The 15,879-nt window shown below is 33.5% G+C and carries 13 protein-coding genes; 4 read left to right on the forward strand and 9 right to left on the reverse strand.

The genetic code is table 11. The features are described from left to right. The first annotated feature begins 9 nt into the window (after positions 1-9). Positions 10-687 (forward strand): head GIN domain-containing protein, encoded by a 678-nt coding sequence (locus CLV90_RS01675; protein WP_133685792.1) that lies wholly within the window; start codon positions 10-12, stop codon positions 685-687. A 6-nt stretch (positions 688-693) separates the two neighbouring features. Next, the gene (locus tag CLV90_RS01680; protein ID WP_133685793.1) at positions 694-1,356 is read left to right on the forward strand and encodes a LysE family translocator; all 663 of its coding nucleotides are present in this window, start codon (positions 694-696) and stop codon (positions 1,354-1,356) included. A 65-nt stretch (positions 1,357-1,421) separates the two neighbouring features. Here the strand turns inward: CLV90_RS01680 and CLV90_RS01685 are convergent, their stop codons facing one another. From CLV90_RS01685 to CLV90_RS01705, 5 genes are all read right to left on the reverse strand, one after another. Continuing rightward, positions 1,422-1,928: an OmpH family outer membrane protein gene (locus tag CLV90_RS01685; RefSeq protein ID WP_133685794.1), complete on the reverse strand. Its 507-nt coding sequence runs from the start codon at positions 1,926-1,928 to the stop codon at positions 1,422-1,424. Between the two features lie 239 nt (positions 1,929-2,167). Further along, positions 2,168-3,004: a class I SAM-dependent methyltransferase gene (locus tag CLV90_RS01690; RefSeq protein WP_133685795.1), complete on the reverse strand. Its 837-nt coding sequence runs from the start codon at positions 3,002-3,004 to the stop codon at positions 2,168-2,170. Between the two features lie 65 nt (positions 3,005-3,069). Further along, a complete protein-coding gene (gene mnmG, locus CLV90_RS01695; protein WP_133685796.1) occupies positions 3,070-4,938 on the reverse strand; it encodes a tRNA uridine-5-carboxymethylaminomethyl(34) synthesis enzyme MnmG in 1,869 nt (622 codons plus the stop codon). A gap of 5 nt (positions 4,939-4,943) precedes the next feature. After that, positions 4,944-5,363 (reverse strand): rRNA maturation RNase YbeY, encoded by a 420-nt coding sequence (gene ybeY / locus CLV90_RS01700; RefSeq protein ID WP_133685797.1) that lies wholly within the window; start codon positions 5,361-5,363, stop codon positions 4,944-4,946. After that, positions 5,356-8,850 carry a DUF4175 family protein gene (locus CLV90_RS01705; RefSeq protein WP_133685798.1) on the reverse strand — a complete coding sequence of 1,165 codons (3,495 nt, stop codon included), beginning with the start codon at positions 8,848-8,850 and terminating at the stop codon, positions 5,356-5,358. The genes ybeY and CLV90_RS01705 overlap by 8 nt, the downstream gene beginning before the upstream one ends. Positions 8,851-9,043: 193 nt before the next feature. Between CLV90_RS01705 and gltX the strand changes: the two genes are divergently transcribed. Further along, positions 9,044-10,552 (forward strand): glutamate--tRNA ligase, encoded by a 1,509-nt coding sequence (gltX, locus tag CLV90_RS01710; RefSeq protein ID WP_133685799.1) that lies wholly within the window; start codon positions 9,044-9,046, stop codon positions 10,550-10,552. Between the two features lie 30 nt (positions 10,553-10,582). Here gltX and CLV90_RS01715 read toward each other — a convergent pair whose 3' ends face one another. The 3 genes from CLV90_RS01715 to CLV90_RS01725 form a co-directional block, all read right to left on the reverse strand. Further along, the gene (locus CLV90_RS01715) at positions 10,583-10,978 is read right to left on the reverse strand and encodes an ACT domain-containing protein (RefSeq protein ID WP_133685800.1); all 396 of its coding nucleotides are present in this window, start codon (positions 10,976-10,978) and stop codon (positions 10,583-10,585) included. A gap of 111 nt (positions 10,979-11,089) precedes the next feature. Further along, positions 11,090-12,061 (reverse strand): 23S rRNA (adenine(1618)-N(6))-methyltransferase RlmF, encoded by a 972-nt coding sequence (gene rlmF, locus CLV90_RS01720; RefSeq protein ID WP_133685801.1) that lies wholly within the window; start codon positions 12,059-12,061, stop codon positions 11,090-11,092. A gap of 43 nt (positions 12,062-12,104) precedes the next feature. Next, entirely contained in the window at positions 12,105-12,683 is a 579-nt protein-coding gene (locus CLV90_RS01725; protein WP_133685802.1) for a PepSY domain-containing protein, read from the reverse strand. 368 nt (positions 12,684-13,051) lie between these two features. On the opposite strand from CLV90_RS01725, the gene katG reads away from it, so the two are divergent. After that, positions 13,052-15,295 carry a catalase/peroxidase HPI gene (gene katG / locus CLV90_RS01730; RefSeq protein WP_133685803.1) on the forward strand — a complete coding sequence of 748 codons (2,244 nt, stop codon included), beginning with the start codon at positions 13,052-13,054 and terminating at the stop codon, positions 15,293-15,295. Between the two features lie 62 nt (positions 15,296-15,357). On the opposite strand, the gene CLV90_RS01735 is transcribed toward katG, so the two are convergent. Then, positions 15,358-15,720 (reverse strand): bleomycin resistance protein, encoded by a 363-nt coding sequence (locus tag CLV90_RS01735; protein ID WP_133685804.1) that lies wholly within the window; start codon positions 15,718-15,720, stop codon positions 15,358-15,360. Between the last annotated feature and the right edge of the window lie 159 nt (positions 15,721-15,879).

A 15,879-nucleotide genomic window follows, 5' to 3' on the forward strand; every position in this document is an offset into this window, starting at 1 on the left:
CGTAAAAGAATGAAACAAATAGTAGTTATAATGTTTCTCTTTGGATGTCTTTTGGTTACAGGCCAGGAAAATAAGATTACCCAAAATTTAGAGCCCTTTAAAGAATTAAAAGGATTTGATGGTTTATCTATCAATCTTATTAAATCTACAGAGAATAAAGTTATTATAACTGGTGAGAATACCAGTAAAGTCGCAATTGTTAATAACGAAGGTATTTTAAAAATACGGATGCAAATCGGTAAAATTTTTAGTGGATATAAAACGTTTGTAGATTTATATTATACCGGAGATATTTTGGTTATCGATGTTAATGAGGATGCTAGAATTGTTACTGAACAGATTATTCAACAAGAGATATTAGAATTAAAAGCTCAAGAAGGTGGTGAGTTGATTGTTAATGCAGAGGTTGAGCAAATGTTGATAAAGTCTGTTTCAGGCGGAATTATAAGAACCACTGGATCGTCTAATTTTCAAGATGTGCAAATAAATACAGGTGGTGTTTATGAAGGTAAAAATTTCAAAACAAATTTTTCTACAATAAATGTAAATGCAGGGTCTAGAGCAGAAATTAATGCCAAAGACTATGTTAAAGCAACGGTTAAAGCAGGTGGGGAGGTTCAAGTATATGGCAATCCTGAAAGGTTAGAAGAGAAAACTGTATTTGGCGGTACTATTAAAAGAATGTAAACGTAGATGTTAGAAGATATTCAGGCAGCAATCCCTTTAGGCTTTTTCTTAAGTTTTATGGTAGGGCCTGTTTTTTTTGTTTTGCTACAAACTAGCGCTGTAAAAGGTTTTCGCGCTGCTATTACTTTTGATTTGGGAGTATTTTTGGCAGATATATTATTTATCCTAGTAGCTTATTTTAGTAGTTTTCAACTTCTTGAAAATTTAAGTAATCAACCGGGGCTTTATGTTTTTGGTGGTGTAATTCTTTTAATTTATGGGTTATTTACTTTTTTAAAAGTTGATAAAAAAGAAATACCAGATGAGTCTAGGAAGATTAATAAATCAGATTTCTTTAGTCTTTTTATAAAAGGCTTTTTACTTAACTTTATTAATATTGGGGTTCTTGTATTTTGGTTGGGTATTATAATTATTATAGGACCAAGCTTAGATAATCAACCAAATAGATTTTTCACTTTTTTTGCTACTGTATTGCTTTCTTATTTTATAACAGATATTTTTAAAATTCTATTAGCGAAACAGTTAAAGAGAAAATTGACGGTTAAAAGGATTGTACTTATAAAAAAGGTTATAGGGATAATATTAGTGATATGTGGAGTTGTTCTTATTGTAAAGGGATTTTTACCTAAGGATCAGTTTAATATAGAGCATGAACTAGAAAGATTTTAGACTAATATAATAGAATAAAAAAAGCCGGTCATTGACCGGCTTTTTAATTATAGTAAATAATAGTTTTATTTCTTGTACTTATCATTAAGTAACTTTACAATCTCATCAGTTAGATCATTGGCATCTTTGCCATAAAGAACACTACCACCATCTCCTCCACCTAGTATGTAAGAGTAACCTTTTGATTCACCGTAGGCCTTAATTTCTTTTTTCACTACAGAAACTATACTGTCCATTTCAGTCTGACCTTCCATTTGTAATTGTTGGTCTTGTTGTTGAAGTTGTTGACCAATAATTTGACCTCTTTGCTGCATTGCTGCATATTCTTCCTGCGCTTTTGTTTGAGACATTGATTGAGCTTTAGCTTGAAAGGCTTGTGCCTCAAATTGAAAAGCTTGAGAAATACTATCTCTAGTTTTTGCTAAAGCATCTGCTTTAACTTTGAATTTAGATTCAACATCAATTTTTTGTTGATACTCATCCATCAATTTTACGTTATCTACGTATCCGATTTTTTCTTGTTGGCAAGATGCTAATAATGCGATAGCGAAAATTAAAATTATGTTTTTCATTTTTTTCATTTTTATGTCGTGCAAAAGTAATAAAGCTTTTAGAATGAAAATGTTTTAAAATCAAGATAAATGATGAGATCTAAGTAAAAATAGATATTTCTTATTATTAAAATTTAGAATATCAGTTTTTCTTATTTTTTCTATCGATTTTAAAGCTTATTTAAGGGATTATTTAGATTTATTTGATATGGTATATAGATTAGATTAGTTATTCCTTTAAATAAGTTTTAAATAGCTTTTTACTCTTTTTTGAGCACATATATTAGAGAAGAATACTCAGTAGATGTCTTTGCCTTTATATTTGAGATAAATCCTCTGTAAATTGCTTTTAAGTAATTTGAAGAACCAGATTTATATTTTTCTGATAATAATGAAACATAAAAAGAATCGAAGTACATTGGTAAAGTATTGACTACTTCTATTTTTTTATTTTTAAAAATACTTCTTATTGCTTTTTGTGAAAAATGCCATATATGTCTTGGTGTATCATAAGCTGCCCAAAACTCTTTGTAGTATTGAGCGTCATATGATTTGTAATTTGGAACAGCAATTATGAGTGTCCCGTTTTTATTTAATAAAGATGTTATTTTATTTATCTGCTTATCTAAATCTGGCAGATGTTCTAGGACATGCCATAGTGTTATGACATCAAATTTTTTACTATTTAAATCATCCAATGATTTATAAATTTCTAGTTCTTTATCTACTGCTTTCTTTCTTGCACTATCATTTAACTCTACCCCTACTGTTTTCCAATTTTTATTTTTTGCATTGATTAGAAATTCTCCTGTTCCACATCCTATATCAAGTAAATTTTTATCATCTGTAGTATACTCATTTATCAGCTTTACTTTTTTGTTTAAGGTGTATTTTTTTACATTTTGATAAATTTTTTCAACTAGACTTTTTCCATTATCGGAATGTGAAATATAATTATTTGGGTCGTAGTATTTTTCTAAGTCTTCGGGTATAGGTTTTGTAACTAGCATATCGTATTTAGAATCATATTCTAATTCAAATGATTCTTGAGTTACTAGAAAATCCTTTGTCAAGATTTTTGAAATGTGATTAGGCATGTCTTAATTATAAATATTGAAATTTTTGCTATAACTTTTCATTGTTCCACGTGGAACAATTTGCCCTACCTTCCAAGAAAAACTAAAAGTACACTGATGTCACTCGGTGTAACTCCACTAATTCTTGATGCTTGAGAAATAGTAACGGGTTGAATTTTTGTCATTTTTTCTCTCGCTTCAAAAGATAAAGATTTCAATTTTGAGTAATCAAAATTAGCAGGAATCTTAACCGCTTCTAATCTATGAAGTTTATCAGCATTCAGTTTTTCTTTTGCTATATATCCAGAATATTTTATTTGTACTTCTGCTTGTTCAAGTACCTCACTATCGAAATTATTTTGTTTTACAAAATTAGAAACATCTTGTAATTGCAACATATGTTCCATAGTAACATTAGGTCTTGAAAAGGCTTTGTACATTTTATCAGATTGTTTTACTAAAGATGAATCAACGCTTTCAAAGATTGGATTAATGTCCTTTGGCAATACACTAGTTTCTCGAAAGTAGTTAACAAGAGTTTCTGACTGTTCTAGTTTTTGCTCCATCCTTTTCATTCTTTCATCTGTCGCAAAACCTATAGCATGGCTCAAAGGTGTTAATCTTAAATCAGCATTATCTTGTCTAAGTAATGTTCTATACTCCGCACGAGAGGTAAACATTCTATATGGTTCTTCTGTACCTTTGGTAATTAGGTCGTCTATCAATACACCAATGTATGCTTCGTCTCTTTTTAGTATTAATGGATTTTCTTCTTTTATTTTTAGATGTGCATTTATGCCAGCCATCAATCCTTGCGATGCTGCTTCCTCATATCCAGTAGTTCCATTTATTTGTCCTGCGAAATATAAATTTTCAACTAACTTAGTTTCTAAAGTGTGTTTCAATTGTGTTGGCGGAAAATAGTCGTACTCTATGGCATAACCTGGTCTAAAGAATTTTACTTTTTCAAAACCTACTACAGAACGTAGTGCTTTGAACTGAACATCTTCTGGTAAAGAAGTTGAAAATCCGTTTACATATACTTCTACAGTTTCCCAACCTTCAGGTTCAATAAACATTTGGTGACTGTCTTTATCAGCAAATCTGTTTATTTTATCTTCAATAGATGGGCAGTATCTTGGACCTAAACTTTTTATTCTGCCATTGAACATTGGTGATCTGTCAAAACCTTCGCGTAACAAATCATGAACCATTGCACTTGTATGTGTCATGTAACAATCACGTTGATGTGCTAATGGTTTTGTATTTGTATAAGAGAATTTTTCAGGAATTGCATCACCAGGTTGAACAATCATTTTAGAATAATCTAAAGATCTTCCATCAACTCTTGGCGGAGTTCCAGTTTTCATTCTTCCACTTTCAAAACCTAATTCAACTAGTTGTTCTGTAATTCCTGTCGCTGCTTTTTCTCCTGCTCTACCACCACCAAATTGTTTTTCTCCAATATGAATGAGTCCATTCAAGAAAGTTCCATTAGTTAATACAACTGCTTTTGATCGTATATCAATTCCTAAAGAAGTCTTTACACCAACAACTTTATGATTTTCTACTAACAATCCAGAAACCATTTCTTGATAAAAGTCTACGTTCGGAGTTCGTTCTAACATTAAACGCCACTCTTCTGCAAAACGCATTCTATCGTTTTGGGTTCTTGGACTCCACATTGCAGGTCCTTTAGATTTGTTAAGCATCTTAAATTGTATAGCAGATTTATCTGATACTATTCCGCTATATCCACCGAGTGCATCGATCTCCCTAACAATTTGTCCTTTTGCAATTCCACCCATTGCTGGGTTACAAGACATCTGTCCTATATTTTGCAAATTCATAGTTACTAATAAGGTTTTTGAACCCAAGTTTGCAGCTGCTGCTGCCGCTTCTGCACCGGCGTGTCCTCCGCCAACTACAATTACATCATATTCTTCTCCAAACATATTTTCTATTGTTCCACGTGGAACAGCTTTATTTTTTCTTCTTCTTTAGCGCGCATTTCGGCAGTAGCTGCATCCGATTTATCCGAATAACCCATAAGATGTAAAACCCCATGAATCATTACGCGTTTTAATTCATTATCAAATGAAACATTAAACTCTTTTGCGTTTTCTTTTACGCGGTCAATTGAAATGTATAGGTCGCCCGACACATTTTTTCCTGACACATAATCAAAAGTGATAATGTCTGTTAGATAATCGTGTTGTAAGTAATCTTGATTTATTTTAAGCAAGTAGTCATCACTACAAAAAATGTAGTTGAGTTCAATTATAGAAAACCCTTCGGTATTACAAGATTTTGTAATCCATGAATCGAAGTTATTTTCTGCTACAAGTTTAAATTCTGTTAGGTAATTGTAATTAATCATTTGCTTTGAAGTACTCTTTAACCTTAGATTGAAAATTTTGCCGCAAAGGTAAGCTTTGCCTATTTAAAATTTCAACTTCATTACGATAATTATCTAATAATGAGGGTTTAGTAGTAATAGGATTTGTGAAGTCTTTGGTATTCCTATTACTTTCTCGCTCAGATTTCTCTCCTTGCTTAAGTGCTGCATTCTCTAATTTCAACAATTCATACTGTATAGTATTGGCTTTGTTGATGGTACGTTGTGTTACTCCATTTTCTAAAAGATCGTTCTCAAAATCTTCCATCTGTTTGATCAATTTTTGTCCTAATTTTTGATCACCAGAATTTATCATATTTTCAAGTTGTTTTTCTAATTCTTGTCTTAATTTTTGTTGATTTTGATAGATTTCATAAATTTCTTTAAGTTCAGTTTCACTCATTGAACCTTGCCCTTGCCCGTTTGTACCGTTAGACCCATTATTTCCTTGACCATTTTCCCCAGCTTCACCATTTATACCATTTTTCCCACTTTTTCCTTCTCCATTTTTACCATTTTCCCCGTCACTTCCGCTCTCTCCTTCTTTTCCGTTAGCCCCCTGTTTACCACGTTCGCCTTGTTTTCCACCTTCACCATTTTCTCCGTTTTCACCCTGTTTAACTTCTCCACTTTTACCCTGTTTTCCTTCACTCCCAGATTTACCTTGTTGACCCATTTTTTCACCTAATTGCTGTTGTCCTTTGATGATATCTGGTAATTGAAAACCACCTTCGCTTTGTCCAGAACCTTTGCCCATTTGCATGCTTGAATTCATATTGTCCATTACTTCTGCTAAAAAATCGGCAAGGCTATTTGCTGCTGTTAAGACATATTTCTGATGAGAAATTCCTTGAAACATTTGACCATCTGCCATGGTTTCTAAAGATTTGTCAATGTTATAATATACTTCGGTAATTTGTTCATTCACAAATTCTGAAAGCTCAGCCTGTCGAAGTGATAATGCAAAAAGACTATCATCAACATGTTCGAATAAACTCTTTAATTCATTCTGATCGCGCACCCTTTCAGAATATTGAGTAGCATCTTGGTCTTCTCTAGCTGTTAGTCTGTCATATAAAGTTTCTTGTTTGAATGAAAATATGATAAGGTTATCAAGAATTTGTCTTAGCATTTCTGCATCTTCAGTTACAGATGAACCACCGCCTCCACCAGAAGATGATTCGCTAAGTTGTTCACTCATTTCTTTCATTTTATCTGAAGCAGATTTTTGCTTTTTATTTGCGTCAGAACTGGTTGGTTTATTGTGGTCTTTAGAGTTGTTTTTTTCAAGTTCTTCTAGTGCCTTTTTTTGGTCTTCTTTTACCCCTTCTTTTTTACTTTTATCAATATTTATATCAATTGGTTTTTTGAGCTTTTCATTGTCCTTTTTTAGGTCGTCTAGTTCGGCTGATATTTTATCAAATTGTTCGTTTAGTTTTTCCTGTTCTTCAGCGGTATTATTTTCATTTTTTTGTTCTGAAAGTTCTTCTTGTTTTTTAGCTAATTCTTCTAGATCGCGTGCAATCTGAGATGCCTTTTCTGTAACATAATACCGTTTGGTTAATTCTAATAACTGTTCAAGGCTACGTTGACTATTCTGTTGTTTTTTACCTAGTTCTTCTAGTTTTTTGGTAAGGTCTTCCTTCTTTATCTTATCAGCTACTTTATTAAGTTCTTCAAGGAGTTGTTGGTTTTTCTTAGCTTGTTTTTCTTGACGTTCTAAACGATCTTGTAACAGTTGGTTTAATTTGTCATCTTTGTTTTCTTTATTCAAATTTTCTTTTAATTCTTTACTGAATTTTTGCCTCAGCTGTTCTTGCAGTTCTTGCTTTTTTAAATAGTCTTTTATTTGATTTTTATCATTAAAATTTAGACTGTTTTTTTCTTTCTGATTTTGATTGATTTCTTCTAAATATTCTTTTTGTTCTTTAGATTTTTGTAACGATTTATCAAGGTCTTTTATAAGGGATTGTTGCGACTCTAAATCTTTGTTTGTTAATTGATTTTCATCTAGCAATACTTGTTGGTATATTTGACTTTTGGTTGTCTTGCCATTATGTATAGCATCGTTGTCTGTAACCTCGAAATAAAAGCCATAATTTTTGCCTGCTTCAAGTGCTAAACCAGAGGGGAAAGTGTAATAAAATTGCTCATAGTTTGAAGTAGGTTTTAATAGGTTTATGGTATTCTTTTTTTCTTCTTTTCCAACTTCAAAATACACAACATCAATTTTGCGTAAACCATAATCATCTGTTGCATTACCGGTGTAGTAAGATACATTCGGATTCAAACTATCTAGAACTTGATTAACCTTGATTGTAGGGTACCCATCTTTAATTACTTTAAAGTTATAGGTTAGACGTTCGTAGTCTTCAACATTTTTGTTGGTGGTTGTTAGCTCATAATTGAAATCATTGTAGATACGTTTTTCCAGTTGGAACGTATTGTTTTCTTTTGTTAGCTGTAGTATCGTGTCTTTTGTGGAGAGATTAATCTTATCGGTATTTTCACCATTTATTTTCCATTGTATTTTGGTGCCTTCAGGTATTACAGCGTTTCCCGTACTTTTTATTGTTTCATTTGGTTTGTTTAGGTATGAAGGATATGTAAGATTCATGGTAAAATCTAAAATGGATGGTGTTTCTAAAGCGGTTAATGTATATTCTCTAGAATTGACTTCATTTGCCATAAACTTAAAGTTTGTTGTAGTTAATGGTGGTGTAAATTCATATTCATAGAAACCATTGTTTTGTTGCAATAGAATCTGCTTGTCATCTATTTCTATATATACATTTTCAGGCTTTAATTCACCCCTAGTAGCAACCTGTATGGTAAAGGTTTCATCTTGTAATGTTTTTAAATCATCTGATAATAATTCGAATTGAAAAGGTGCTGGCTTTTCATATGCCATTTCATAGTTAACTACCCGTTCATAAGTTCCAAAAAAACTATTCCAATTTCCTGAGATTAACAATAGCCCTATTATAGCAATGGGAATTATAACATACTTCAAATATTTTAAGCAATCTTTAAAGTCAATAGCATTTGAAAACGGAATTGGGTCTAGCTGTTTTGATCTTTGGTTTATACTAGCGAGTAATAATTCTGATTGTTCTGGGTCGTTTGCCAGATCTAATAAATTGGTAAGCTTATCTCCCACTTCAGGAAAATAATTCCCGATGATTTGTGCGGCATCTTTTGGTCCGATGCCCTGTTTTAATTTAAATAAGTAGAAAATTGGGGTTAAAATGTATTTGAAAAGAAGAAATAGTTCAACCGCTATAAAAATTCCGAAAAGAATCATTCTTCCTGTGGTATTCATCCACAGAAAATATTCTACTCCTAAAATCAATAAGAAAAACAATAACCCAAGGGCAAAGAATAATAATATACCTTTCAGTAGAACTTGAGAGTAATGTTTCTGAATAAACTGATTTAATCGGTCTAAAATGTGTTTATAGTCTTGCAATTGTTCTTTTTTATACCAAGATAACGGTTATCACCTATGTTTGTTGGGAAATATTTGTTAAATCAAAACACTGTGTATTTTATAACTAGGCATCTAATAGTAAATTTTTAAAAAAGACGACATTAAAATCCTATTTGTAAATCTTTAGATACAAAGTAGCGGTTATGTATCTTTGTGATCTTATAAAAAAAGTATGTCGAAGAAAGTTCGTGTTCGTTTTGCCCCTAGTCCTACTGGGCCATTACATATTGGTGGTGTCCGTACTGCCCTATTTAATTATTTATTTGCTAAAAAGCATGGTGGTGATTTTATTCTTAGAATAGAAGATACTGATCAGAATAGATATGTTGAAGGTGCTGAGCAGTATATTATTGATTCTTTGAATTGGTGCGGTATTCCTTTTGACGAAGGTATTGGTAAAGACGGCGGATTTGGTCCATATAGACAGAGCGAGCGTAAATCGTTATATAAAAAATATGCCGATGATTTAATTGAAAGTGGTCATGCATATTACGCATTCGATAGTGCAGAGAGTTTAGATGGGCACAGAAAAGAGCATGAAGAAAGCGGAAAAACATTTATATATAATTGGCATAATAGATTAAAGCTTGACAACTCGTTGTCATTGATGCCAGATGAAGTTAAAAGTCGTTTAGATAATGGTGATGATTTCGTAATTCGATTTTTAAATCCACCAGATGAAAAATTACATTTAAAAGATTTAATTCGTGGTTCAATTCAAATAGACACAAACGTTTTAGACGATAAAGTATTATTTAAGAGTGACGGTATGCCAACATACCATTTAGCAAATATTGTTGATGATCATTTAATGGAAATCACTCACGTTATTCGTGGGGAAGAATGGTTGCCTTCTATGGCGCTGCACAAACAATTGTATGATGCTTTTGGTTGGGATGCTCCAGAATTTGCGCATTTACCGTTGATAATGAAACCGGTAGGAAAAGGAAAGTTGAGTAAACGCGATGGTGAAAAAATGGGTTTCCCTGTTTTTCCTCTTTCTTGGAACGAATCTGTTGGGTATAAAGAATCTGGTTATTTCCCCCAGGCGGTTATTAATTTCTTGGCTTTATTAGGATGGAATCCTGGTACGGAACAAGAATTATTTTCTTTAGATGAATTGGTAGAAACGTTCAGTTTAGACCGTGTAAATAAATCTGGAGCGCGTTTTGATCCTGAAAAGACCAAATGGTACAATCAGCATTATCTTCAAGAAACAGCTGATAATGAGTTAGCTAAATTGTACTTACCAGTTGTAGAGGCTCATATTTCAGGTAGTGAGAATTCAAGTTTAGATTATGTAACGAAGGTGGTTACGCTTATAAAAGAACGTGCAGTTTTTGTGTCTGATTTTTGGGAATTAAGCGATTACTTTTTTGTAGCACCCAATGAATACAATGAGAAAGCAGCCAAAAAACAATGGAAAGAAGATACGGCAGAAATTATGACCGATCTTATCTCTATATTAAAACCTATAGAAAATTTTTCATCTGAAAATAGCGAAACCATTGTAAAAGCATGGATTGGCGAAAAAGAATTGTCTTTCGGAAAAGTGATGCCACCTTTACGCCTATTCTTAGTTGGTGATATGAAAGGACCGCATATTTTCGATATTATGGCGATGATTGGTAAAGAAGAAACAATTTCTAGAATAGAAAGAGCTTTAAACAAATTAGGATAAAATAGAATTTTCAGGAAAATAAAAAGCCCTTTATTTTCCTGAAAACTCACCTAAAATTGCCATTGCTTTTGTCGTGTCTTTGATAGGGACAAAAATGTGGTCGTGATAATACGCTGCCACTACATTGCAACTGATATTATATTTTGTTAATGCGGTAGAAACTGCCGCCGTTAATCCAACGGCTTCTAATGCGGAGTGAACATTTAGAGTTATCCATGAAGCAACAAATTCATAATCAAGATTTAATTCGTCGGCTTTCTCTTTTCTTAAAACAATCGTTATGCCTTCCTTTTCTTTAAATTCGAATAAAATGTGTTCTCTAAGTTTTTTATCTAATGCTTGTAAGCAAACAAAAACATAGCTTCCATCATTTAAAATGGGTTTTAAGCTCTTTAATAGTACGCTAATATCTGTTTCTCCTGGCATTTTAGGTATAGTGCTTATTTTCAAAAAAAATTCGACCCTTCGGGTCTATTTAAGATTAAAACGGCTTAAAGTGGCTGTATTTTGAACCTAAAAGGTTTTTCGGCGAAAATTTTATTCGTTTTTCCATCTATCGTTCGCCCAAGTTTCCATTTCTGGTGCAGATAAAAATGTCCAAGCTATAATTCTACTTAGTTTATTGCCCTGTCCCATTGGTGTGGTTTTGTGTTCCACCACTCCTACTTTTTCTAGTCTGTCATAAAACGCACGAAGATTCGATTGTTTTGATACCAATGTAGAAAACCAAGCGCAATTTTTAGAATATTGGGCACTTTCATTAATCATGTTTAATACAAATCGTTTTTCGCCACCGTCTGTCCAAAGTTCGCCACCTTGTCCGCTAAAATTTAGCTCGGGTTTTTTCACCCTTTTTTTCTTCAGGTTACTTAATTTTCTAAGCGTCCCTGCTTCTGCTTCAGCTTGTGTTGCGTGAAATGGAGGGTTACAAATAGCTAAATCGACCTTTTCTTCAGTATTTAAAACTCCAGAATATATATGTTCAGGTTTCGGTTGTAGTCTAAATTCTATTTTACCATGAAGGGAAGGATTTGAAGTCACAATTTTTTGTGCTGCTTCAATTGCCTTTGAATCTATATCAGAACCAATAAATGACCATTCGTAAGAATTATTTCCAATTATGGGGTACACACAATTTGCCCCAACTCCAATATCTAGACATTTTATCTTTTCACCTTTAACTAAATCTCCATCATTACTGGCGGCCAATACATCTGCTATATGGTGTAGATAGTCGGCTCTACCTGGAATTGGAGGACATAAAAAACCATCTGGTATATCCCAAAAATCTAAACCGTATTGAGAAATTAAAATTGCTTTATTTAGGGCTTTTACCGCAACGGGATTAAAAAAGTCTATCGTTAAGTTTCCGTATTTGTTTTTCTCTACAAACGGCTTTAAATCAGTATTTATTAATTTAAGCGCTCTTAGATCGTAACGACCGGTATGTTTATTTCTTGGGTGTAATGTGGGTTTTTCTGTACCCTCTTTTTTCTTTGTATCTGCCATAGTTAATCAGCCATAATTGAGACCCCAAAGCTAACCCTAATTTTTAAGCTGTTGCATTATTTCTTCGCATACGCTTTGGACCATACCACAGCCAAAATCCTGTAATCGTAAAAAGCAGTAGCGCCAAACCCATTATAGAGGTGTAGAAAACTTTAATTTGTTTGTTACTGGTACCTAAATAATCGTCTATAATAGAACCATCATGAACTTGTTCTATTAGGTCAGAATATCTTTTTTCTACATGAAGTAATTTACCTGTCGCACCATCTAATTGTAAGCCCCAATAATGCTCGTCATAAACGAACTTGACCATCCCCTTATCTTTTCTTATGTCAATCCTATCAATTTTTGTTGACAATTCTGGCGATACGTTTTCTAATAGATATGAATTGGCGAGGGTATGTAAACTATCAATAGGTAACCAATGCTTTAATTCGGTCGAAGTACCTTCATATGATTTTGATAATAGTATTCCCCCACTGTGTTTTTTCCACCCTAAAAGAAGTCCGGTTATTGAAATAATAAAGAAGAAAATAAATAATGCTGCGCCTGTTGTTCTATGTACTTTTCGAAAAATACGTAACCATTTAGCCTGTCTTTGTCTTTTAGATGACTCTGCCATAAATAACTATGATATAGCTATGCAATATAACTAGATTTTGTAGGCTCGGAGAATCCAATAATGTTAAAAGAAAGACTACCTGTTTAAAAACTATTGAGATTTGTTTTAAGCCAATTGATTTTAATTTCGATTAGTGTTTGGTATAACCGTTTGATTGATAATTATATACTAATTATTTCATGTAATAAGTGGAAAATGGTAAGAAGGATATTGTGTATATTTAAGTGCCATATTTATAAAAGAGGAAGTTAAATAATTCCTTATATAATTACACAATAAGATTTATCTATTAAAATCTAAATTGGCATAAGTAAAATATTGATAATTTTGTGGTATAGAATTAAATACAACTAAAAATAAATATAATCATGAGTAGTACTAACGGAAAAGGTGAAGCTTGGGATGTTAATGATCCTGCAGCTGCTAGTTGTCCATTTTTAAATGGCGAAATGCATCAAGCAGCTGGCGGCGGAACAACCATTAAAGATTGGTGGCCAAATATGTTAAATCTTAATATTCTAAGATTGCATTCGAAAATGGCAGACCCTATGGATGATGATTTTAATTATGCAGAAGAGTTTAAATCTTTAGATTTAGCAGCTATTAAAAAGGACTTAACTGATTTAATGACCAATAGTCAAGACTGGTGGCCTGCTGATTATGGGCACTACGGACCATTTTTTATCCGTATGGCTTGGCATAGTGCGGGTACTTACCGTATATCAGATGGTAGAGGCGGTGCAAGTGCAGGAAACCAACGTTTTGCGCCATTAAACAGTTGGCCTGATAATGCTAATTTAGATAAGGCTAGATTATTATTATGGCCTATAAAGCAGAAATATGGTAAGAAAATTTCTTGGGCAGATTTAATGATTTTGACTGGTAACGTAGCACATGAAAGTATGGGTTTACCAATGTTCGGTTTTGCTGGTGGTCGTGAAGACATTTGGCAACCAGAAGAAGATATTTATTGGGGATCTGAATCTGAATGGATGGGAAATAAGCAACGTTACGAAGGCGATGGCTTGGAGTTAGAAAATCCGCTTGGTGCTGCACATATGGGCTTAATATATGTGAATCCTGAAGGACATAATGCAAATCCTGATCCATTAGAAGCTGCTCATTATATTAGACAGACATTCAAAAGAATGGCGATGGACGATTATGAAACAGTTGCTTTAATTGCTGGTGGACATACATTTGGTAAAACTCACGGTGCCGCTAGTCCTGACGATTATGTTAGTTCTGAACCAGCGGCGGCAGATATTACGGAGCAAGGCTTAGGTTGGAAGAATAGTTTTGGTACCGGTTCAGGTGCCGATACAATTACAAGTGGTATAGAAGGTGCTTGGACTCAGACACCTACGAAATGGAGCCACTATTATTTCCAAAATTTATTCGGTTTCGAATGGGAATTAACGAAAAGCCCAGCTGGTGCTTGGCAATATAAGCCGGTAGGTGATGCTGGTGCAGGTGAAATACCAGATGCACATATTCCTGGTAAAACACACCAGCCGTTTATGTTGGTTACCGATTTGTCTTTACGCGTAGACCCTGCTTATGAAAAGATTTCTAGAAACTTTTTAGAAAATCCAGATGAGTTTAAAGATGCTTATGCAAGAGCATGGTATAAATTGACACACAGAGATATGGGACCTGTGGACCGTTATTTAGGTCCAGAAGTGCCGAAAGAAGAATTACTTTGGCAGGATCCAGTACCGGCAGTTAATTTTGAATTGATTAATGATGATGATGTTGAGGCTTTAAAGAAAATAATTTTGTCTTCTGGTCTTTCAACCTCTGAATTGGTTTCTACCGCATGGGCGTCTGCTTCTACTTTTAGAGGTTCAGATAAACGTGGTGGCGCTAATGGTGGTCGAGTACGTTTAGCACCACAGAAAGATTGGAAAGTAAATAACCCAACGCAGTTAGCTAAGGTTACTTCTATGTTAGAGAAGATTCAAAAAGATTTTAACGACAGTCAGTCAGGTAACAAAAAAGTTTCTTTTGCAGATTTAGTGGTGCTTGCAGGTTCTGCAGCAGTAGAAAATGCGGCTAAGTTGGCAGGTTTTGATACTACTGTTGCTTTTAATGCTGGTCGTACCGATGCTACTCAAGAGAAAACGGATATTGAAGCTTTTGATGCACTTGAGCCAATAGCTGACGGATTCAGAAATTATACGAAACAAAAACTATCTGTTCAAGCTGAAGAGTTATTGATCGATAGAGCTAATTTGTTAACCTTGACTGCACCTGAAATGACCGTTCTAGTTGGTGGACTTCGAGTGTTAGGAGCTAATTATGATGGTTCTAACAACGGAGTGTTTACTGACAAGCCAGGTTTACTTACCAATGATTTCTTTATTAATTTATTGGATATGGGCACTACTTGGAAGGCTGCTTCTGACAATGACACCATATTCGAAGGAAGCGATCGTAAAACAGGTACTGTTAAGTGGACAGGTACTAGAGCTGATTTAATTTTCGGTTCTAATTCTGAACTACGTGCCTTAGCCGAAGTATATGGTACAGAAGATGCGAAACAAAAATTTGTTCGCGATTTTAGTAGAACATGGACGAAAGTGATGAATTTAGATCGCTTTGATATTTAAAGTACACTTAACTCTGCAAAAAAGGCAGCTCGAAAGAGCTGCCTTTTTCTTTTAACTATTTCTTATAAATGAATTGATTCTCCAAAAGTTAGTAAGTTATTGTCAGGGTCTAGAAGAGCGAATTCCTTTTGTCCCCAAGGTTTCAACTCTAGTTTTCCATTTGGGTGTATAACCACTTTAGTATTTAATAACGATTGGTATAAAGAATCTATTGCATTAGTGCGTATATATACTTGGCCGTAATTTTCTTTTGGATTTAACGCTTCGAACAAAAAGAAATGTATTTCGATATCATCTTTTTGTACCATTAAATACTCAGGATAATCAACTGTTCCAACTTTTTTAAACCCTAGACAATTGATATAATAGTCTATAGTTTTGTTCTTGTTTCGCATCGCTAACTTGGGATTAATAGAGAGAAGCATCGTTTTTGTGTTATAATTGGTTCTAAAATAATGAATTACAGGAACTATGAATGTTAGATAATCTTATATACTGTTTTTGAGTAAAGGATAATCACTAAAGTAATTACGGATTACGTATTTATTGCAGCTATTCTGTAACAAATATGGAAAGAATGCTAC

Source organism: Maribacter spongiicola, assembly GCF_004364165.1.
Taxonomy (GTDB): Bacteria; Bacteroidota; Bacteroidia; order Flavobacteriales; family Flavobacteriaceae; genus Maribacter; species Maribacter spongiicola.